At 33.4% G+C, this 21,582-nt stretch carries 15 protein-coding genes and 1 tRNA gene; 11 read left to right on the top strand and 5 right to left on the bottom strand.

The window, feature by feature from the left end; genetic code table 11:
- Positions 1 to 55: 55 nt before the first annotated feature.
- Together BC961_RS09910 and BC961_RS09905 are read left to right on the top strand one after the other, a co-directional pair.
- Positions 56 to 1,276, top strand: a complete 1,221-nt coding sequence (locus BC961_RS09910) for a bifunctional folylpolyglutamate synthase/dihydrofolate synthase (RefSeq protein ID WP_121925723.1) — start codon at positions 56 to 58, stop codon at positions 1,274 to 1,276.
- An 87-nt stretch (positions 1,277 to 1,363) separates the two neighbouring features.
- Positions 1,364 to 1,441 (top strand) — tRNA-Val (locus BC961_RS09905).
- 310 nt (positions 1,442 to 1,751) lie between these two features.
- Here BC961_RS09905 and BC961_RS09900 read toward each other — a convergent pair.
- The 3 genes from BC961_RS09900 to gldJ all read right to left on the bottom strand — a co-directional run bounded on the left by BC961_RS09900 (position 1,752) and on the right by gldJ (position 6,549).
- Positions 1,752 to 3,161: a glycosyltransferase gene (locus BC961_RS09900; RefSeq protein WP_121925722.1), complete on the bottom strand. Its 1,410-nt coding sequence runs from the start codon at positions 3,159 to 3,161 to the stop codon at positions 1,752 to 1,754.
- A gap of 356 nt (positions 3,162 to 3,517) precedes the next feature.
- Positions 3,518 to 4,801, bottom strand: a complete 1,284-nt coding sequence (locus BC961_RS09895) for a UDP-N-acetylmuramoyl-tripeptide--D-alanyl-D-alanine ligase (RefSeq protein ID WP_121925721.1) — start codon at positions 4,799 to 4,801, stop codon at positions 3,518 to 3,520.
- 65 nt (positions 4,802 to 4,866) lie between these two features.
- Positions 4,867 to 6,549: a gliding motility lipoprotein GldJ gene (gene gldJ, locus BC961_RS09890; protein WP_121925720.1), complete on the bottom strand. Its 1,683-nt coding sequence runs from the start codon at positions 6,547 to 6,549 to the stop codon at positions 4,867 to 4,869.
- Positions 6,550 to 6,748: 199 nt separating this feature from the next.
- Here gldJ and porU point away from each other — a divergent pair, with 199 nt between their 5' ends.
- From porU to BC961_RS09865, 5 genes are all read left to right on the top strand, one after another.
- A complete protein-coding gene (gene porU / locus BC961_RS09885) occupies positions 6,749 to 10,579 on the top strand; it encodes a type IX secretion system sortase PorU (protein WP_121925719.1) in 3,831 nt (1,276 codons plus the stop codon).
- A 33-nt stretch (positions 10,580 to 10,612) separates the two neighbouring features.
- Complete coding sequence (porV, locus tag BC961_RS09880; RefSeq protein WP_121925718.1) at positions 10,613 to 11,782, top strand: type IX secretion system outer membrane channel protein PorV; 1,170 nt, start codon at positions 10,613 to 10,615, stop codon at positions 11,780 to 11,782.
- A gap of 72 nt (positions 11,783 to 11,854) precedes the next feature.
- The gene (gene cdd, locus BC961_RS09875) at positions 11,855 to 12,337 is read left to right on the top strand and encodes a cytidine deaminase (protein ID WP_121925717.1); all 483 of its coding nucleotides are present in this window, start codon (positions 11,855 to 11,857) and stop codon (positions 12,335 to 12,337) included.
- A gap of 135 nt (positions 12,338 to 12,472) precedes the next feature.
- A complete protein-coding gene (gene pdhA, locus BC961_RS09870; protein WP_121925716.1) occupies positions 12,473 to 13,471 on the top strand; it encodes a pyruvate dehydrogenase (acetyl-transferring) E1 component subunit alpha in 999 nt (332 codons plus the stop codon).
- Positions 13,472 to 13,477: 6 nt separating this feature from the next.
- Positions 13,478 to 15,139, top strand: coding sequence for a pyruvate dehydrogenase complex dihydrolipoamide acetyltransferase (locus BC961_RS09865; protein ID WP_121925715.1), 1,662 nt, complete (start codon positions 13,478 to 13,480; stop codon positions 15,137 to 15,139).
- 185 nt (positions 15,140 to 15,324) lie between these two features.
- Here BC961_RS09865 and BC961_RS09860 read toward each other — a convergent pair whose 3' ends face one another.
- Entirely contained in the window at positions 15,325 to 16,560 is a 1,236-nt protein-coding gene (locus BC961_RS09860) for a glycosyltransferase (RefSeq protein WP_121925714.1), read from the bottom strand.
- 332 nt (positions 16,561 to 16,892) lie between these two features.
- Between BC961_RS09860 and miaE the strand changes: the two genes are divergently transcribed.
- A complete protein-coding gene (gene miaE / locus BC961_RS09855) occupies positions 16,893 to 17,474 on the top strand; it encodes a tRNA-(ms[2]io[6]A)-hydroxylase (protein WP_121925713.1) in 582 nt (193 codons plus the stop codon).
- Positions 17,475 to 17,529: 55 nt separating this feature from the next.
- Here the strand turns inward: miaE and BC961_RS09850 are convergent, their stop codons facing one another.
- Entirely contained in the window at positions 17,530 to 19,071 is a 1,542-nt protein-coding gene (locus BC961_RS09850) for an OmpA family protein (protein WP_121925712.1), read from the bottom strand.
- 715 nt (positions 19,072 to 19,786) lie between these two features.
- On the opposite strand from BC961_RS09850, the gene BC961_RS09840 reads away from it, so the two are divergent.
- Genes BC961_RS09840 through BC961_RS14830 form a run of 3 tightly spaced genes read left to right on the top strand, consistent with a single transcriptional unit; the run spans position 19,787 to position 21,186 of the window.
- Entirely contained in the window at positions 19,787 to 20,050 is a 264-nt protein-coding gene (locus BC961_RS09840) for an ISAon1 family transposase N-terminal region protein (RefSeq protein ID WP_317126966.1), read from the top strand.
- Positions 20,031 to 21,014 carry an ISAon1 family transposase gene (locus BC961_RS09835; protein WP_121925711.1) on the top strand — a complete coding sequence of 328 codons (984 nt, stop codon included), beginning with the start codon at positions 20,031 to 20,033 and terminating at the stop codon, positions 21,012 to 21,014. The genes BC961_RS09840 and BC961_RS09835 overlap by 20 nt, the downstream gene beginning before the upstream one ends.
- A 43-nt stretch (positions 21,015 to 21,057) precedes the next feature.
- Positions 21,058 to 21,186: a transposase gene (locus BC961_RS14830; RefSeq protein ID WP_245980876.1), complete on the top strand. Its 129-nt coding sequence runs from the start codon at positions 21,058 to 21,060 to the stop codon at positions 21,184 to 21,186.
- The last annotated feature ends 396 nt before the right edge of the window (positions 21,187 to 21,582 follow it).

Raw genomic sequence — 21,582 nt, 5'->3', positions numbered from 1 at the left:
AACTATAAATAATAAAAACTCAAGTATCTTTGAGTTTTTATTATTTATAGACCTCATGAATTATCAAGAAACAACGCAGTGGATGTTTAATCAACTACCAATGTACCAAACTCAAGGCGCATCGGCTTACAAGGAAGACCTGACCAACATTATTTCATTATCTGAACACTTAGGCAATCCTGAAAAAAAATTAAATTGCATTCATGTAGCCGGAACTAATGGAAAAGGCTCCACATCTCACATGCTATCCTCAATTTTACAAGAAGCAGGATATAAGGTTGGTCTATACACATCACCTCATTTAAAAGATTTTAGAGAACGGATAAAAATTAATGGACTGGAAATCTCTGAAGATTTTGTTTGCGACTTTATTAAAAAACATAAATCCTACTTAGAAAAACAGTCGATGAGTTTTTTCGAAATGTCCGTAGGTCTAGCATTCGATTATTTCGCAAAAGAAAATGTAGATATTGCTATTATTGAAGTGGGCTTAGGAGGCCGATTAGACGCTACTAACATTATTACACCTCTTGTATCTGTAATAACAAATATTAGCTTAGATCACACGCAATTTCTTGGAAACACAGTCGAATCGATTGCGTCTGAAAAGGCAGGAATAATCAAATCTTTAGTTCCAGTAGTAATAGGAGAATATGATGTAGAATCAAAAAAAGTTTTTTTGGCTAAAGCCAAAGAAAAAAGTTCGGAGATCTATCTTGCTTCAGATTTAATTTCGATTAATTTTCCTTCTGATTTAATAGGTGATTACCAATTTCACAATAAAAAAACTGTACTTCAAACTATTGCCGTTTTAAATAAGCAACAAGAATTTAAAATAAGTGATGAAAATATAAAATCGGGACTACTAAATATTGTAAAAAATACTAACCTACAGGGTAGATGGCAACAAATAGGTGAATCTCCAAAAGTTATTTGTGACACCGCACACAACAAGAGCGGTCTTCAAATCGTGATGAATCAGATCAAAAAAGAGAGTTTTGATAGATTACACATTGTATTAGGAGTTGTAAATGATAAAGATTTAGATGAAATTCTACCGCTATTCCCTAAAAATGCAATTTATTATTTCTGTAAACCAACTATTTTTCGTGGACTAGACGCAACAATTTTAAAAGAAAAAGCAACTTCTTTTCAACTCATAGGACAAGTATACAATTCAATTTCAGAAGCTTACCAAAACGCCATAAGTAATGCAGCAAAATCCGACTTCATCTACATTGGCGGAAGCACTTTTGTTGTAGCAGAAATTTTATAATTTTTTTTATTTTTTACTTGCAATTGTAGAAAAGTGATGTATATTTGCACACGCAATAACGGAAACGAAAGTTACTAAATTGTAGTAGGGCGATTAGCTCAGCTGGTTCAGAGCACCTCGTTTACACCGAGGGGGTCGGGGGTTCGAACCCCTCATCGCCCACCAAATTTACAAACCTCCAAATTCATTTGATTTTGGAGGTTTTTTTTTATTTCATAAAACTGAACTTTAAAAAATTTTATTTAATACTGAATTTAGTAAAAGCAAATATCTAGATTTTACTATTTCCCCATGACTATATGTATTGATCCGTTACTATACATTTCTATGCATAAAAAAAATCGTCTCAATTTGAAATTGAAACGATTCTTTGATTCACTTTTATTTTAAGTTTTTGTCAAAAATGAAGTACTTAGCACATCAACTCTTCATTAATAAATTGAGAATTAAACGAAAGTAAACATTTCAAAAAAAATTATTTTACTGGCAATTCTCTAGTTAACCAACCGCTTTTTCCAGCTGTAGCTATCGCATATGGAGAGATCCAAAATAATCCAAAAGTATATAAAACACTATATGCGTATGCCCATAAGGATTCTGCCGCACTGTACTTTTTAGCATAAAAGAAAACTGGAAAACTCGCAAATATCAATATCGCCAAGAGCGTTGAACTTAGAAAAAGCAAAGGCTGAACGATTATAAAATACAACATAAAAATTAGAAAAGGATATGTCATTACCAAAGTTAAAAACTGATTTGTAAACAGTAACCTTGCTCCTAACTTAGATTCCTTTCTAAAATTAGTGAAAACAAACTTAGCCATAACTAGATTTTCACGAACGTTACTTCTACCCCAACGAATGAACATTTTATACAATCCTTTATATTGCTCGGGAACGTCTGTTAGCACAATTGCATTACGCTGAAAAAGAACTTTCTTTCCTTGTTTTAAAATCATATTCGTCATGGCTCTATCTTCACCAATGTCTGATGCAACTCCCATAAACTTTTGATCAATCCATTCTGGCAAGCAATTGAAAACTGCTGAACTTTTATATGCAGCTAGCGCACCAGGAGTACAAAGCACACTTCCTACTTGACTTTCCACAGACCTTACAAATTCAAAACTCATCACAAAACTAACATTAAGCATCTTAGGCAAAATGGCGTTTTTATTATTCAGTACTCGAACGTTACCTGCTACAGCTCCACAGCTCTCGTCAACTATAAATGGACTTACTAAATTTCTTAAAGTATCTTTTTTAATAATGGAGTCACTATCAATTGTTACAAAAACATCTCCAGTCCCTAAATTGAAACCACGATATAAAGCGTGTCTTTTACCTTTGTTCTCTGGTTGTTGAAAAACAGATATCCTATCACCTAAAACTTCCTTAGCTTTATTCATCCAATACCAAGTATCATCTTTACTTCCATCATCAATTGCTAATATCTGCAGCTTATTTTTAGGAAAATCACTGTTGGCAATACTCACTAATGTTTCATAAACTAATTTGCCTTCGTTATATGCCGGTACGATGATAGTGCAAGTTGGCAGTAATTCATCAGTTACAGATTCTATAGATTTATATTGAAAGTATAGATAGACATTGTAAAAGAAGAACAACACTTTAAATAAAAGTAAAGCAGAAGTGATTATGATAAATGTCAAACCAATTGAGGAATTGATTCTTGTTTGATTAAAATTATAAAAATCAGGTTGTAGATAATAAACGAAAGAAGCTCCAATAATTAATAACGCCATTGTTGCTACTAAGACAATATTATTAGCGAAGCTACTTGCTGAAAAACTAGAATCTTTAGATAGCGTATTGCTTTCATTGGGTAAAAAATTTTCTTTGGTTGGGATAGTTTGTGTTTTCATATTAAGAATTAATTGATTAGGATTTATTTTCTAAATACTAAGCAACTCTCATTCCAATAAAACAAGGACTGTAATTCAAACGATTACGATAAATTTCAGATTATAAAACTGTATAAAATTTACCCAACACTTGCCCAATACCCATTTTATATTAGGATAGCTATAATAAGAGTTAAGAAAAAAAATTTGAATACAGAAACACCTACATGAATCACTATCTAAAAATACCTTAAAAGTTAAAAAGCTGATAATTCGTAACTTGTAGAATCCTAAAACTTCGAGAAACAATCGTAATTAAAATGCCATCAACATATAATGTGATGGCATCTTTAATTTCTTATCAAGAAAGGAATTTATTAAATAAAATCTAGCGTACGCTCTAACGCCATTCCTCTCGAACCTTTTATTAAAATCGAATTGTTCTTAAAAATAGAATTAGATAAATCAACTGAAAAACTATCAAAAGAATCATAAAAATAAAAATTATCAGCTTCCACTCTCGCTTTATAAAAAGCAGCACCAACAAAATAACACTTTATATTTTTTTCGTTTTTAAGCATGTCAACAATTTCTTGATGTTCTTTGTCGCTTTCGTCTCCTAACTCAAACATATCCCCTAAAATCATTATTTTATTTAAATCGCTCAACTGTATATAGTTTTCAATAGCTACTTTCATACTACTAGGATTTGCATTATAAGCATCCAATATGATTTGGTTCGAACCTTTTTTAAGTAACTGCGATCTATTATTTTCGGGAACATATGCTTCTAAAGCACTTTTTATATCCGCATCTATAACTTTGAAGTATTTTCCAATAGCTATAGCAGCATTAATATTGTTTGCATTGTAAAGCCCTATTAAATGAGAGTTAATTGTATTGCCTTCATAACTAACCGCCACTAAAGGATTTGCCGTTATATTCGTTATATTAAGATCAGCTGTCGATCTGTTAACACCAAATGTATAGGATTTTAGACTTTTAGACTTCTCAACCTGAATAGCATCTTCTAAATTGATGAATACAATCTTGCTCTCATTGGATAAGTAATGATACATTTCGCTTTTCCCTTGAATAACACCTTCAACTCCGCCAAATCCCTCTAAATGTGCTTTTCCAAAATTAGTTATATAACCATAATCTGGTTTTGCTAATTCGCATAAAAACTCAATTTCTTTTTTATGATTCGCTCCCATTTCTACAATACCTATTTCTGTATCCGAATTGAAAGAAAGCAATGTTAATGGCACTCCGATATGATTATTTAAATTTCCTACTGTAGCTTTAGTTTTAAACTTTTTTGAAAGAACAACATTAATAAGCTCTTTTGTAGTTGTTTTTCCATTGCTTCCCGTAAGCGCTATAATCGGCAATCCTAAATATTCCCTGTGATACATGGCAAGCTGTTGCAACGCAACTAAACTATCCTGAACTACAATTGTGCGTTCGTCGACAAAACAAGAAGCATCATCAATAATAACGTATGAAGCTCCTTTATCTAATGCTTCATTCACAAAAGTATTAGCATCAAACCGATCTCCTTTTAAAGCAACAAAAAAAGAGTTCGCTACTATTTTACGTGTATCTATAACTACCGCATTACACTTTAAAAATAAACCATGAATGTACTTAATATCCATCTGAAAGGTGTTAAAAAAACAAAAGCCCTAATCAAAGGGCTTCTATTTTTATTTTTAATATAAATTTAATTTCTTGCTGATCTTTTCTTGTCTGCTTTTGGACCTACTCTAGACATTGCACATCTAAAACCAATGTAGTCCGTAGCCATATCTTGAGGAAAGTATCTTCTTTGAGCCGGATCTAACCAATAGGCTCTATCTCTCCATGAACCTCCTTTGTAAACTCTTGATTCATCATTTATCAAAGTAGTTCTTTTACTAGACTGATCATATTTTCTAACCATTCTACCTAAGCTGTCTGTCGTTACATTGTGTTTAGGCGAATTATACATTAATTTATCAGATTTCGATTTATCATCTGAAGACTCGTCGTTAAACTTATAATATCGGGTTGACTGCTTGTCACCATCTCTATAGTTAACGTTGTCACTCTTATCAAAATTCTGTCTCAAGTAAGTCTCTTGTTCATCAATTGGAACTTGTGCAATTTGACCTGGAAAATTTCTTGCGATTATTTTACCATTACTTAAAGTATCAAACTTCATATTGTCCTTTGTAACAATTTCAATTTTGCCATCAGGACCAATTTTGTTCTTAGTATACTGATTCCCTCTAAAGTAGTTGAAATCATTAGCTTCATTGTCAATTATAGGTCTGTAAACATCTTGAACCCATTCTGCAACGTTTCCAGCCATATCATACAATCCGAAATCATTTGCTGGGTATTTTTTTACCTCATTTGTGATATCAGCACCATCATCAGACCAACCCGCGATTCCACCATAATCACCATTACCTTGTTTGAAGTTAGCCAATTGATCACCTCTATTTTGTCTTTTTCCAGAACGGGTGTAACCACCTGACCAAGGATATTTCTTCTGACCTTTGTAAATGTTATATTCTCTTTGACCTACATCTGCAGCAGCAGCATATTCCCATTCAGCTTCAGTAGGTAATCTATATTCAGGAAGAAGTATTCCTGAAGAGCGCTGTGCATAAACATTTTTAGGTTGAACTACAGTACCATTCTTTCCTGCTTTTGGACTCTTTTTAGCTCCTTTTCCACCTTTCAATACGATAGTTTCATCTCCACCGTAAGCAGAAGTTGGTGAGTTTAGATATGTTTCAGTGTCAAAATTACTCTCAGCCGTAACATCAAGTGTTTTTGCATTCTTTTTCAAATATCCGTTTTTTTCTAACAGTGCTTCATTCACACGTTGCGTTCTCCAGTTACTAAATTCAACCGCTTGAATCCAATTAACTCCTACAACAGGATATTCAGCATATGATGGATGTCTAAGGTAATTATTAGTCATCGTTTCATTATAACCTAATCTATTTCTCCATACTAAAGTATCTGGAGATGCACCTTCATAAATGTTTTTATAATTTTCCTCTGTTGGTGGATACACACTTTTCAACCAATCTAAATAGTCTAAATACATTGAATTTGTAACCTCTGTCTCATCCATATAAAAAGACTGAACGTGCTGTTGTGTTGGCGTATTATTCCAGTCATGCATAACATCATCTTGAACTCTACCCATAGTAAAAGTACCGCCTTCAACAAAAACCAATCCTGGCCCTGCTTCTTGCTTTTTCTTGCTCGAGCCTTTCTTGCTATCCATGTTCCAACCCGTCGCTCTAGAAGTGTTCTTAGAACTGGATTTTTTACTGCAACTAGAGAAACCAGCAACCAAAACGATTGATAGTAACAACTGTATGCCCATAATTCTCTTTGCTTTCATACTCTTTAGTAGGTAATAATTTTAGTGGCGCAATATAATAATTAACAATTAATCGCCTATACGTTTTTTGACAAATCTAACTTTAACATTAATTTATCTAATATAACGCAAATTTATAATTTTTATTATTACAATTACATGAAATGATTTATTTTTACTAATTAATAATAAGCGCTCAATATTTACGTTTAGAAAAACAATGAGAAAACTATTTTTGGCAATCTTAAGCCTACTTCCGCTTGTTTCTTTTGCCCAAAAAAAAGGAGATATAAATATAGAATGGTTAGAAAAAAAAGAAATGTCTTACGGCGACTACAAAGTTGTAATTCCTCAATTTACAGGAAATAGTTTTCATTACGACAATGCTACAAAAACAATTCTTTTTACTTTAAAATCACAAGCGCCAGTCGCATTTGATGAAGGAAAAATTATGTTATCCAATATTAAATTCGAAAATATTTCAAAGGATCAACTAGGCGATTTATCTGCTGCTAATATTCCAACAACAGTAAATCCATCTCTAATAATCTCAAAATCTCGCGAAATCAAAGAAGCTTTTATAAATCTTTCTCCTATTATTAAAGATGAATTTGGCTTCAAAAGAATTATTTCTTTTTCTTACGAGATAGAAAGCAGCAACTTTAGAACCGCACAAATAAATAACACCTCAAATGTTATTTCTAATTCTGTTTTGTCCAGCGGAAATTGGTACAGATTTTATGTCGAAAAATCAGGGATTTATAAAATCTCTAAAAATTTTCTGCAGCAACTTGGTCTTGACCTTAATAAGGTAGATCCCCGAAAGATAAAATTATTCGGGAACGGCGGTCGCATGTTACCATTATCAAATAGCATTTTATATCCTAATGACTTAGTCGAAAATGCGATCCAAATAAGTGGTGAGAGCGACGGTATTTTTAACAACGAAGATTACATTCTATTTTATGCCGAAGGTGTTGATACTTGGAATACTGAAAGTAGAACTAATCTTAATTTATATGATAAAAACTCATATTACTATTTAACCGTTGAAGGTGGTGATGGAAAAAGGATAAAACCAATGGTACAACCCACAGGAAGTAGCACTTTAAATCTTAATACATTTGACGATTATCAATTCCATGAAGTTGATCTTGTTAACATTGCAAGATTGGGTAGACAGTGGTTTGGCGAATCATTTGATGTAAAAAATGAACAAGAATTTGAATTTAGCTTTCCAAATGTTGACCCTTCAGTTCCTGTAAAAATCATGCTTACCGCTGCTTCTGCATCATTTACTGCAACTAATTTTGAAATAGTTGCAAATGGAACTGCGCTTCCATCGTTAGCATTCTCTGCAATAAGTCCGGGTTCTGAAATCGAATTCACAACAGCGTCACTACCCGCAAATATTACCTTCACAGGGGCAGAAACTACAAAAATCAAATTGAAATACAATAACAATGGAGTTCCAGGCTCTAAAGGTTTTCTGGATAACATTCGGCTTATAGCCAAAAGAAAACTTCAAGGTTACGGGAAACAATTTCGATTTCAGCACGATCAATCTGCTATCATTAACGGAATTGCTAATTACGAGATTTCAAATGCGATGGGTATAAGTCAGATTTGGGACATTACTGATCTGTATAACGTGGGTAAAATTGAAAACGCAAATCAAAATACGGTTAGCTTTAAGGCTAATTTAGGCGAACTTAGAAAATACATCGCAATAGATGAAAATGATTATTACACTCCTTTAAAAGAGAATAAATCAAAAATAGCAAATCAGAATTTAAAAGGTACATTATTCAAAAACAGCCAAGGTCAGTTTAAAGACATCGACTACATTATAGTTACACCTGATTTTCTAACCTCTCAAGCAGAAAAGCTAGCTGCTTTTCATAGAAATCGTTCAAACCTTAACGTAAAAGTAATTCCACTAGATTTAATATATCAGGAGTTTTCTTCCGGTAAACAAGATATTGCAGCGATACGCAATTGTATTAAATATGTTTACGAAAATGCTTCGTCAACAGAAAAAAGAGTGAAATATGTCAACCTTTTTGGCGATGCTTCCTATGATTTTAAAAATAGAATACCCAATAACACAAATGTTGTTCCTATCTATCATGCACTAAACGGTAATTCCTCAGGAGAATCCTCTTTTGCTTCTGACGATTTCTTTGGATTAATGGATCCTGCTGAAGGGAATATAGTTTCATTTTTTGGAGGTATTGATATCGCTGTTGGAAGAATGCTTGTAAACAATCCAAAACAAGCTGACGAAATGGTAAACAAAGTCATTGAATACCACGATTTAAAGTCTTACGGAAGTTGGAGAAATAATTTTGTGCTACTTTCTGATGATTCAGATATTGCCGCAGATGCTAGTTTACAAAATAGACAAAACAAACTTGCGAACAAAATTAGCGCTGAAAAGCCTTTTTTTAATGTTCAAAAAATATTTCTCGATTCCTACACTCAAGAAGCTTCGGCAGGTGGAAATCGATATCCTAAAGCAAGAACCGACTTCTTTAATGCTTTTGAGAAAGGAGCGTTAGTATTTAATTATCTAGGACACGGTGGTGAAGATGGATTATCAGCAGAGCGAATTTGGGAAAAATCAGATGGACAAACTTTGAGTAACCAGTATAAATATCCTTTATTTATTACCATCACATGTGAATTTTCGCGTTTTGACAATCCTTTTAGACCAACAGCAGGAGAATTCACGTATTGGAATCCTAAAGGTGGAGCAATTGCAATGATTACAACGATACGTTCTATTGGTCAGTCTAGTGCTGAAAATTTTAATGATTTGCTCACTAAAAACTTGTTGTCATACGGTTCAAACCAATATACTTCTATCGCTGAAGCCTTGCGAATTTCTAAAAACAGCAATCCAAATTCAGCTACAAATGTTGTATTTTATATTGGCGATCCTGCATTAGTTTTGGCGCTGCCAAAACCAAAGATCAAACTCACAAAGATTAATGACGTTCCTGTGACACAAACAACTGATAATTTCAAATCTTTATCGAAGATGAAATTGACTGGTGAAATAACAGATGAGAACGATAATCCGTTAACCAACTATACGGGCGAGATAGCTACAACATTATTCGATAAGACAATTTTAAGAGCAACTTACAATAACGATGGCTATAGTCCTGCGATGAACTTTAATGTCTTAGGTGAAACTACTTTTAGAGGAAATGCTTCCGTTACTAATGGTCAATTTGAGTTTAGCTTTGTGGTGCCAAGAGATATTAGAGTTCCATTAGCAAACGGAAGAATCAGTTTTTACGCCAAAAAGGATAATGTTCTCGAAAATGAAACTGGATATGATTCAAATATCTTGGTAGGAGGAATTAATGAAAATGCAGTCGCAGACAATATTAGTCCAAGAGTGAAGTTATATATGAATGATGAAACTTTCGTTTCAGGAGGAACGACTAATGAATCTCCATTCTTAGTTGCCATACTAGAAGATGAAAATGGAATAAATACCGCTAGCGGAATAGGTCATGATATTGTTGCAATTCTTGATGGAGATGTAAGCAATCCTTTTATTTTAAATGATTATTACCAAACTAAGTTAGATGATTTTACAAATGGAACACTGCGTTTTCCATTGCGTAAACTATCAGCGGGTTTACATATTATTTCGTTCAAAGCTTGGGATGTTTATAACAATCCTGTAACTGCGGAGATTCAATTTATAGTTGCGGGAGATGATAAGCTTTCACTAAGTAATGTTTTGAATTATCCTAATCCATTCGTTAATTACACAGAGTTTTGGTTTACTCATAATAGACCTTACGAACTGCTAGAAGTTCAAGTTCAAGTAATGACAATTACTGGGAAAGTAGTCTGGACTAAAAACCAGATTATTAGCACCGAAGGTTTTTTATCTAGAGAACTTAGCTGGAACGGTAAAGATGATTTCGGAGATAAAATTGGAAAAGGGGTCTATATATACAAGCTCACAGTAAAATCTACGTTAACGAATTTGAAAAGTGAAAAATTTGAAAAACTTGTTATACTTTAATACTATATTTGTTCAATTAACATTATTCCTACAATGAAAAAAACTTTATTCATTATCCTTTCTTTAATAATTATTTCTTCTGCGAAAGCACAGGATCGTGTTATCTCACCAGGAGTTCCATTTTTATTAGTTGCTGCAGATGCTAGAGCAGCTGGTATGGGCGATATGGGTGTTGCGACATCTGCTGATGCTTTTTCACAACAATGGAACCCTGCTAAATACGCATTTGCTACAGATAAGCAAGGTTTTTCAGTAAGTTATACTCCTTATTTAACTGACTTAGTAAACGATATCTCACTAGCTCAATTGACATACTATAACAAATTAAATGAGAGAAGTGCATTTGCTGGAAGTATCAGATATTTTGGCTTAGGTGATATTGAGTTACGTAAAACAGGAGATTTAAACGAAGATTTTGCAACTGTTTCTCCAAACGAATTTGCAATAGACGGATCGTATTCACTAAAATTAAGTGAGAAATTTTCTATGGCAATTGCTGGTCGTTTTATAAACTCTAATTTAAAATTTCCTGATGAAAACAATGATGCTACTTCTGCAAGTTCATTTGCAGTAGACGTTGCAGGTTTCTTTCAATCTGAAGAGATAGCTTTTAGTGAATTTACTGGAAGATGGAGAGCAGGATTCAATATACAAAATTTAGGCCCAAAGATTAGTTATGATAAGGACGATTATAACAATAATTTCTTGCCGGCTAATCTAAAAATCGGAACTGGTTTTGATTTTATTTTAGACGATTACAATGAAGTGGCATTGAATGTTGAATTCAATAAATTATTAGTGCCAAGTCCTCAAAATCCAGATTTAAATGGTGACGGAAATATTACAGATGAAGAATACAGTAAGAATAATGACAACTATCGTTCTATAGGGTGGACTTCAGGAGTTTTTAAATCATTTGGTGATGCACCAGATGGTTTTAGTGAAGAAATTAAAGAAATCACTTATGCAGTGGGAGCAGAATATTTATATCAAGACTCATTTGCAATGCGTATGGGATACTTTCATGAAAGTCCTTTTAAAGGAACAAGACAGTTTTTCTCACTTGGAGCAGGTTTCAAGTATAATGTAGTTAAAGTAGACGTTTCCTATTTATTTTCTGCATCTAAAGTAAAAAACCCTTTAGAAAATACGCTGCGATTCTCATTAACGTTTAATTTTGGTGATAAATACGACGAATATTAAATAATAATTTATTTACAAATAATAATCCAAATTTCGAACTTTTGAAATTTGGATTTTTTTTCCCTTATAAATATGAAAGAAATTACATTTACAACAAAGTTTAATGCATTTGATACTGTTGAAGAGTTGCCAAATGATGTTCAAGAATTAATGACTGAAGCTATTGAAGCAAGAAAAAATGCATATGCTCCATATTCTAAATTTAGAGTTGGTGTAGCTATCGCTTTAGATAATGGAGAAGTTATAGTAGGGTCAAATCAAGAAAATGCGGCTTATCCGTCAGGATTGTGCGCTGAACGCGTTGCGATATTTTATGCGGGTGGAAAATATCCAAATGCCAAGATTGTAAAAATGGCAATTACGGCAGCTTCAGATACAAATCAAACCACTGCTCCAATACCTCCATGTGGGTCTTGCAGACAATCTATCGCTGAGTATGAAATCAAACAAGAGCAGCCTATACAAATATACTTTATGGGAGAAATTGGAGCGATATACAAATCAGAATCTTTAAAAAACTTACTACCGTTTATGTTTGATAAAAAATTCTTGTAAAAGTTCTAAATATCACCTATTAAATTTTAGTTCTAAGTTGGAATGTGTTATTTTTGCATTTCGCAAATTTGTATGAGGAAACTATTTTGCACTATTAGGCATAAATCGATAACACTTTAGCAAAAGAAAAATCAGATGAAAGAAGTTACAAAAGAAGTATATTTAAAGTGGTATGAGGACATGCTACTTTGGAGAAAGTTTGAAGACAAACTTGCAGCATTGTACATACAACAAAAAGTTAGAGGTTTTCTACATTTATATAATGGTCAAGAGGCAGTCTTAGCCGGAGCATTGCATGCAATGGACTTGACAAAAGACAAAATGATTACTGCATATAGAAATCACGTTCAGCCAATAGGTATGGGAGTTGATCCTAGACGCGTAATGGCAGAACTTTTAGGAAAAGTTACTGGTACTTCAAAAGGTATGGGTGGTTCTATGCACATTTTCTCTAAAGAACACCGTTTTTATGGTGGTCACGGAATTGTAGGTGGACAAATACCTGTAGGTGCTGGTCTAGCTTTTGCTGATAAGTATTTTGAAACTGGCGGTGTCACTATGACTTATTTTGGTGATGGTGCGGCGCGTCAAGGTTCTCTACATGAAGCGTTTAATATGGCAATGTTATGGAAACTTCCAGTTGTGTTTATCGTTGAAAACAACGGTTATGCAATGGGAACTTCAGTTGAAAGAACAGCTAATCATACTGATATTTGGAAATTAGGTCTTGGATATGAAATGCCTTGTGGACCAGTTGACGGAATGAATCCTGTTAAGGTTGCAGAAGCAATGACTGAAGCAATTGATAGAGCTCGTCGTGGTGATGGACCAACGTTCCTAGAAATGAAAACATACCGATATAGAGGTCACTCTATGTCTGATGCACAATTATACCGATCTAAAGAAGAGGTAGAAGAATACAAAAAAATTGATCCAATTACTCAAGTACTTGATATTATAAAAGATCAGAATTACGCTACAGAAGAAGAAATCGAAGCAATCGATAAACGAGTTAAAGATCTTGTTGAAGAGTGCGTTAAATTTGCTGAAGAATCAGAGTATCCTCCAATTCAACAACTTTACGATGTAGTTTACGATCAAGAAAACTATCCTTTTATACCTCACAAACTATAAATCACTATGGCAATCAAAATAACAATGCCTCGCTTAAGCGATACCATGACAGAAGGAACGGTAGCGGCTTGGCTTAAAAAAGTAGGAGATAAAGTAAGTGAAGGAGATATTCTTGCTGAAATTGAAACAGATAAAGCAACAATGGAATTTGAGTCTTTCAATGAAGGAACTCTTTTGCATATTGGTATACCTGAAGGTGAAACTGCTCCAGTAGATTCTTTATTAGCTATTATAGGAGAAGAAGGTGAAGATATTTCTGAATTACTATCAGGAAAATCAGCCCCAGAAGTGCCGGCTAAAGAAGAAGAAACAAAGATTAGTGAAACTAAAGTTACAGAGGAAGTTACAAAAACTTCAGCAGCTACATCAGAATCTTTACCTAAAGGTGTCGTAGTAGTAACTATGCCACGCTTAAGTGATACAATGACTGAAGGAACTGTAGCAACTTGGTTGAAAAAGGTAGGTGATAGTGTAACCGAAGGAGATATTTTAGCTGAAATCGAAACTGATAAAGCAACAATGGAATTTGAATCTTTCAATGAAGGCACACTATTATATATTGGAATAGAAGAAGGAAATACAGCTCCTGTAGACAGTCTTTTAGCAATTATCGGACCTGCGGGAACGGATGTAAGTGGAATACCTTCTAATTATAAAGCTGGCGGAGCTCCACAAGAGACCGCTGCGATTGATGAAACTAAAGAATCTGTTGCTGAGAAAACTGTTGAAAAAGCTTCAGAACCAATAGTTCAAGAAGAATCAAATGACGGGAAAAGAATATTAGCTTCGCCATTAGCAAAGAAAATTGCTAGTGATAAAGGAATCCAATTAAATCAAGTAAAAGGTTCTGGTGAGAACGGACGTATTGTAAAAAGCGATATCGAAAACTTCACTCCTGCCGCCGCTGCACCGAAAGCTGTTGATGCACCAGCGAAAGCAGATGCTGCTGTAGCTCCTGCTGCAAAATTATTTGTTCCTGCTGGAGAAGTAGTAACTGAAGAAATTAAAAATTCGCAAATGCGTAAAATCATTGCGAAGCGTTTAGCTGAATCATTATTTACTGCACCTCATTACAACTTAGTTGTTGAAGTGACAATGGATGATGCAATGAAATCAAGAGCAATTATTAATAGCGTTCCTGATACAAAAGTATCTTTCAACGATATGGTAATTAAAGCTTGTGCTTTAGCATTAAAGAAACATCCAAAAATAAATTCACAGTGGAAAGAAGATGTAATTATCATCAATCATCACGTGAATATTGGTGTTGCTGTCGCTGTTGAGGATGGACTAGTAGTTCCTGTATTGAAATTTACAGATGCAATGAGTTTATCTCAAATAGGTGGAAGCGTAAGAGATCTTGCTGGAAGAGCGAAGAACAAAAAACTACTACCTACTGAAATGGAAGGAAGCACATTCACAGTTTCTAACCTTGGAATGTTTGGTATTACTGAATTCAATTCTATTATTAATCAGCCAAATTCTGCAATCCTTTCTGTGGGAGCAATTGTAGAAAAACCGGTTGTTAAAAATGGACAAATAGTTGTAGGAAACACAATGATGTTATCTCTTGCTTGTGATCACCGTACTATCGATGGCGCAACCGGAGCACAGTTCTTGCAAACTTTAAAACAATATATTGAAAATCCAGTAACGATGCTTGCATAATAACAGATTTTTATAAATACTAAAAACCCGTCATTTTTAATAAGTGACGGGTTTTTTATTTGGGCGTGTCCTCGCTTTCACTATTGTTTCAGTTCGGTCGGGCTGTACGCTATATCTTTTATTCCATTGCATTTCATAAAAGGATGCCACTTCCATCCCTCACGCAAAAGCAACAATTTAAGATTCTACAACTTATTTTTCTCCTCAATCCACTTTGACATATACTTAGTACTCCTTAAGGTATGATGTTGCAACAACTCACCTATAAAGTTATTTAAGCGATGATCCTCAAGATTAGTAATCATTTCATTAATTCGATTTTTAAAATCATCTTCAAATAAGGATCTTAAATAGCGTTGCTGTATAATCAAGTTTCCATTTTTCTGAGCATCTAGCCAAAGTTTTTCATCTTGATACAATTGAACCGCTTTATTTGCAAAAGCTTCTGGATTATTTTCAACAAAACCATTCCAATTTAATTCTCCCTGCATTGATTCAGCGCCAATACTCGTCGTTACGCTTGGCGTTCCCCATTGCATTGCTTCTAACAATTTCCCTTTTATTCCTGCACCTATCCGCAACGGAGCAAGAACGATTCGAGCATTCTTAACTACCTCGTTCGCATCTTCTGCACGGCCTTTAATTAAGAAACCTTCCCTTGTATTATTTAATTGCAGAACTTTTTGCGACGGATAAGCTCCATATATATTTAAATTAGCCTGAGGAAGAAACTTCCTGATTTGTGGCCAAATTGTATCTTTTAGATATTGAACGGCATTCCAATTAGGTTCATGAAGAAAATTACCAATAAAAACAAAATCCTTTCGGTCCTCAAACGATGGCAACTTATTTAAAGCACTGACTTGATCAAGTTCTAATAAAAGCGGTAAATACCAAAATAAACTGCTTTCAATTTTAAAAGTAGACTTGAGCAATTCTATTTCAAATTCTGATATCATTAGAGACAAATCACAACGTAAAATACTTGCAATTTCTCTTTTTGCAACCTCTTGCTTTAATAAATCTGTAGTCTTAAATTCACGGTTTTCTTTGAATGCTTTTTGCCTTGCTAGTCTCAAACAATGTAAATCTTCAGTATCTAAAATTCGTAAGGCAGTTGGACAATTCTCGGCAACACGCCAACCAAATTGCTCTTCCATCATAAAACGATCAAACAACACTATTGCTGGATTAAGTTCCGTGATGAAAGTATCAAAACTAGAATTATTTAAGAGAATAGATATTTTTTCAACATCATAATCAGCTAAATCAATCATAAATTCACTGTCTTGGGCGGGACTTGCAAATACCACTTTAAATCCCTGCTTTTTAAACAGCGAAATTAGCTGCATCATACGCCCACCTGCTGCCGAAGAATTAGGTTCAGGCCAAACAAATCCTAGAATTAAAAGCGTTTGCATTAGATTATTGTTTTTGAAATTTGTTGCAAAATAATACAATTATAATGGTCTTTTGGGAAATAATTTCTGTTATAACATATAAATCTCTCAACTATTGCAACTTGCGTGAGGGATAATAGTGGAAAGACCGGAATCTAGATGAAGCGTAGCGAAAACAAGATGAGGACTTGCAGCGGATAGCCCGACAGCGATATAGAAATGGCTATGCTATTACGTTGTTTTGCCATTTATTTATCGCTGTCACGCCCAAACTACAAAATAGGATACTATTTAATTAATGAAGTAAATCAGCAATAAATGACTAATTTTGTAACTAAATCAATTTTTATATTATGTTAGGACTAAAATTAGCCACCGACCCAAGATGGGTAAATATAGTTGAATCAAATATTGAAGAAATATTGACTGACCACGCATGGTGCGAGCAAAAAGCAGCGTCAAATGCAATAAGTATTGTTACTTATAATTCAGAGTTAGAAGAATTAGTAACAGAAATGTTAATTATCGCTAAAGAGGAATTAGATCACCTGCAGTTAGTACACGAGTTAATCAAAAGCAAAGGACTTACTTTAGGAAGAGAGCGAAAAGACCATTATGTCAATGAGCTTTTTAAGTTCATGAAAAAAGATGGTAGCCGAAAAGATGCACTCTGCGATCGTTTATTATTCTCGGCAATGATTGAGGCGAGAAGTTGCGAACGATTTAAGGTTCTTTCGGAAAATATAAAAGATGCGGAATTAGCCAAATTCTACCGTGACTTGATGATTAGTGAAGCGGGCCACTACACTACTTTTATTGGTTTTGCGAGGAAATATGCAGATAATGTGGATGTGGATAAAAGATGGCAAGAATGGATTGAGTTTGAAACTTCAATTATTGTAAAATACGGTAAGAACGAAACAGTGCACGGATAACTCTTTAGAAATTAAAAAGGGACGTTATATTTTAATATCCCTTTTTTATATTCGTTTACTTTATAATGATAAACTCTAATCGTCTATTCATTGCGTGATCAGCATCAGAGCAATTATCATTACAATTCACTTTAGGTTCTGATTCGCCAAAACCTTTAGCTTCTAATCGATGTACAGCAATTCCTTTTGAAATAAGATACTCTAATGTAGAATTAGCTCTTTTTTGAGAGAGATTTAAATTATATTTTTCATTTCCCACATTATCGGTATGTGATTTTATTAAAATATTTAATTTTTTATTCTGAGCCATTATATAAGCTAGCTTATCTAATTCTGCAGCAACTTCAGGAGTAATCTCACTTTTATTGAATTCGAAGTAAATTGCATTTAATTCTATTTCGTTTTCTGTTATCGTTAATGCAAGAGGATCAAGCGATATCTCCATTTTCTGCATTCCATTGGTATTGATTAACAACGAGTCTGCATTACGCATAAATCCATCTTTATAAACTACAATCGTAAATTGTTTTTCACATGAACTCTTATATATCACTTCACCTTTATTATTTGTTATTTGAGATTCGACACTGGTTTTATTTGAATTTAAGAACGTAACATTTGAATTTGCCAAAAAAGCTCCAGTTTTTGAATTTTTCACAACCACAGTTACTTCTGATTTACACAAGGGAACTACATTGTATAAGTCATCTAATCCCGACCTGTTACTAGATAAAAAACCGAAGTTTCTATTTTTATTAAATGTAAATGCAAAATCATCTTTTTCGCTATTAATTGGAATTCCTAGATTTATCGAATTATCACTTACATTACTATCAAACCAAAAAACATCTAAACCACCAAATCCACTTAAACCGTTGGAAGAAAAGTAATGTACATCATCATCTGATATAAAAGGGAAATTCTCATTACCTACAGTATTAATTTTATCACCAATATTTTGCGCTGTGCCAAAACTTACATCAGAATTAATATCTACTTTCCATATATCTGTTCCTCCGATAGAACCGGGCATATTTGATGCAAAATGCAGAACGTTTCCATCCTTGTTTATTGCAGGATTCCCAGTTAAATAATACTTACTATTAAATGGAACGGCTACAATTGAAGTCCATTTTCCATGAATTTTGGGAGCCTTAAACAAATTAACTTGTCCGTATTTTAATTTATTAGCGTCATCTTTTACAATTAATTTATCGTTGAAACTTTCGCTAGAAAAATACATAGTCATTCCATCGCTGCTAATTGTAACTGGTCCTTCGTGATAAGATGTGTTCAATTCTGATAACGATAATGGTTGAGAGAAGGTTTCATCACTGTAATTATAAAGCGATTGATATAGGTCTAGAAATGGCTCGTTAGTGCGTTTATATAACTTAGCACTCTGCTTTCTAGCACTCACGAAATAAAGAATGTCATCATAAAGCACTGCACCAAAATCAGATTTATTAGAATTGATTGTCATTTTCTTGACTTCAAACATCTGATCAGCACTTTTTATTTTTTGTAAATAGCATGAATTTTGATTGAATTTTAACGCTCTATTATCATTTGGTAGCAGAGAACAGAATAATTTCATTTCGCGCTCTGATTCTTCGTGTTTACCATTAGATTTTAAAACCTGTGCAAAGTTAAAGACCGTTTCAGCATCTGTTATAATGGATCAAGAATAAAACATGGAGAGGAATGTTAAAAAAAGTTAGAAATTTGTCGATTAAAAAATTTGAGCTGACTTCTACAGAGCTTTTGAAATTTATGTTACTTGGTTTTTTAATTGACCATTTTGATGTGGTTTCTGCTAATGACAAAGAAGAAATACTGCACCTGTCTTTTTAGGAAAAAATAAAGCCTCCAAAAAAATTCAATACTCTTGAATTAATATCAAAAAGATTTCTTGATTAAATTACCATTTAGGATTTTCCTGTAAGAGGTAAGTTTGTGTATTTTCATTTCAAAAGACGCCACTGCACCAATAAGACCACTGAAGAAATTATTAAATGAGACTGGACTTTAGTTGCAAAAGCAACCCGCATGACTGAATAATTTTCGGCTTTTTTAAAAGAAATTAATAGATTACAGCACTACCGACTGCCACACTATCTGTATACTTTTTGGGCTGAACGGGAATCAATACATATTGTTGTGTGGAAATATTAAAATCTAGATATTTGTAATTCCAAATTATAGCAAATGCAAGATTTCTACAGCGAACTAATCAAGCTACAACTACCCGAAATAATTGTTGAATACTTTGAATTGATTTCTTATAAAAAAAGGAAGAGGAGATACTTCATTTGTATCTAAAAGAGATTAATTCGATTCCCAAAGAATACAGACCTTTTAAATTAAGTTCAAAAGGCTTCTTTGATGAGATAACTGTTCAGGATTTTCCTATTCGTGGACATCAAGTATACCTGCATATTACTCGAAGAAGATGGCTGAACGAAGACACTGGAAAAGTAGTTTTTAGAGATTGGAATTTAGTAGCTGACGGAACTCGTGTAACACAGGAGTTTGCGTCTTTTTTAAAAGAGATCAATAGATTCCAACCCAAATAATTGTAAAGCTATAGCCTCTTTCTATGGGGTTTCAGGAAGAAATTTGCAATATCAGTACAAAGATTACCTAAGTGATTTTAAAGCTTGGAAACAAAAGTCGCACGCAAAACAATGGCTTATTTTTCCTGAAAACATTGGAAAAAGATTATCAATAGATGAAACGTCTCTCTCTAATGGCGAACTCTATACTATTGTAACCAATAAAGCTGGCAAAGGTAGAAAGGGAACTATAGTAGCCATGATTGCTGGAACCAAAGCAGAAACAGTAATTGCTATACTAGAAAAAATACCATTAAAACTAAGGAATTCAGTTACTGAAATAACACTCGATATGGCGGCTAACATGGGTCTTATTGCTAAGAAATGCTTTTCTAATGCAGTAAGAGTTACGGACCGATTCCATGTCCAAAAACTAGCGCTCGAAGCTTTACAAGAAATCAGGATTAAATATAGATGGCAAGCAATTGACATCGAGAATGATGCTATTGAAAAAGCTAAATTCACAAAAACTAAATTCGAACCCAAAATACTATCAAACGGTGATACCATTAAGCAACTATTAGCTAGAAGCCGTTATATCTTATATAAAAACAAATCAAAATGGTCTGAAAACCAATCTGAAAGAGCGAGATTCTTATTCGAATTGTATCCTGATATTGAAAAAGCATACCAGCTATGTCAAGACTTACGAAATGTTTTTGAGAATACTACCGATAAAATTTACGGTCTAAGTAAATTAGCTCGATGGCATGAAAAAGTAGCTCAAGCTGAGTTTAAATCATTTAATACAATATCTAGATCAATACAGAATCATTATCAAACAATCTTAAACTATTTTGATAACAGAAGTACCAATGCTTCAGCGGAATCTTTCAATGCTAAAATAAAAGCTTTTAGATCTCAATTTAGAGGAGTGAGAAACATAGAATTTTTCCTGTTTAGACTATCGAACATATATCCCTAATTTTTGCTACTACACAGGTTTTCGTTATGATCAGTTTAAATCATTGAATACAATATCTAGACCAATAAAGAATCATTATCAAACAATCTTAAACTATTTTGACAACAGAGGTACCAATGCTTCAGCGAAATCTTTCAATATCAAAATAAAAGCTTTAAGATCTCAATTATAGGAGTGAGAAATATAGAATTTTTCTTGTTTAGACTAACGAACATCTATGCCTAATTTTTGCTACTCCACAGGTTTTCGTTATGATCCGTGAGTTGTCCTTGTTCAATTTCTTGAACAATTTGTAATTTAAAAGACATTGAATAGTCTTTTTGGGGGATCAATCCTAAAAGTTGGTAAGGAATGAAAGATTTCCTAATTTAGCTGATTAAAATAACAAGCTTTGGAGAATTACATAGAACTTTTAAAACTGATCCTTCCTGAATTAATTGTGGAACACTTTGATTTGGTCAACACCAAAATCTAACAAGAGAAAATGCATCTATTCTTTGAAGAAAAAAGTACTCCTCCAAAAGAATATAATAACAGACAACTTGTCTCCAAAGGTTTCTTAAATGAG

Origin of the sequence: Flavobacterium weaverense (assembly GCF_003688495.1) — a bacterium.
GTDB classification, from domain to species: domain Bacteria; phylum Bacteroidota; class Bacteroidia; order Flavobacteriales; family Flavobacteriaceae; genus Flavobacterium; species Flavobacterium weaverense.
Note: the sequence above shows the minus strand (reverse complement) of the source record. Positions and strands in the feature narration are given on the sequence as shown.

What these genes read in the sequence shown, in the direction of transcription:
- porV (WP_121925718.1), top strand. Translation starts at nt 10,613, where the DNA reads ATGAAAAAAACTTTATTCATTATCCTTTCTTTAATAATTATTTCTTCT.
- BC961_RS09895 (WP_121925721.1), bottom strand. Translation starts at nt 4,801, where the DNA reads ATGGATATTAAGTACATTCATGGTTTATTTTTAAAGTGTAATGCGGTA.
- BC961_RS09850 (WP_121925712.1), bottom strand. Translation starts at nt 19,071, where the DNA reads ATGAAATTATTCTGTTCTCTGCTACCAAATGATAATAGAGCGTTAAAA.
- porU (WP_121925719.1), top strand. Translation starts at nt 6,749, where the DNA reads ATGAGAAAACTATTTTTGGCAATCTTAAGCCTACTTCCGCTTGTTTCT.
- cdd (WP_121925717.1), top strand. Translation starts at nt 11,855, where the DNA reads ATGAAAGAAATTACATTTACAACAAAGTTTAATGCATTTGATACTGTT.
- BC961_RS09860 (WP_121925714.1), bottom strand. Translation starts at nt 16,560, where the DNA reads ATGCAAACGCTTTTAATTCTAGGATTTGTTTGGCCTGAACCTAATTCT.
- BC961_RS09865 (WP_121925715.1), top strand. Translation starts at nt 13,478, where the DNA reads ATGGCAATCAAAATAACAATGCCTCGCTTAAGCGATACCATGACAGAA.
- pdhA (WP_121925716.1), top strand. Translation starts at nt 12,473, where the DNA reads ATGAAAGAAGTTACAAAAGAAGTATATTTAAAGTGGTATGAGGACATG.
- gldJ (WP_121925720.1), bottom strand. Translation starts at nt 6,549, where the DNA reads ATGAAAGCAAAGAGAATTATGGGCATACAGTTGTTACTATCAATCGTT.
- BC961_RS09910 (WP_121925723.1), top strand. Translation starts at nt 56, where the DNA reads ATGAATTATCAAGAAACAACGCAGTGGATGTTTAATCAACTACCAATG.
- BC961_RS09900 (WP_121925722.1), bottom strand. Translation starts at nt 3,161, where the DNA reads ATGAAAACACAAACTATCCCAACCAAAGAAAATTTTTTACCCAATGAA.
- miaE (WP_121925713.1), top strand. Translation starts at nt 16,893, where the DNA reads ATGTTAGGACTAAAATTAGCCACCGACCCAAGATGGGTAAATATAGTT.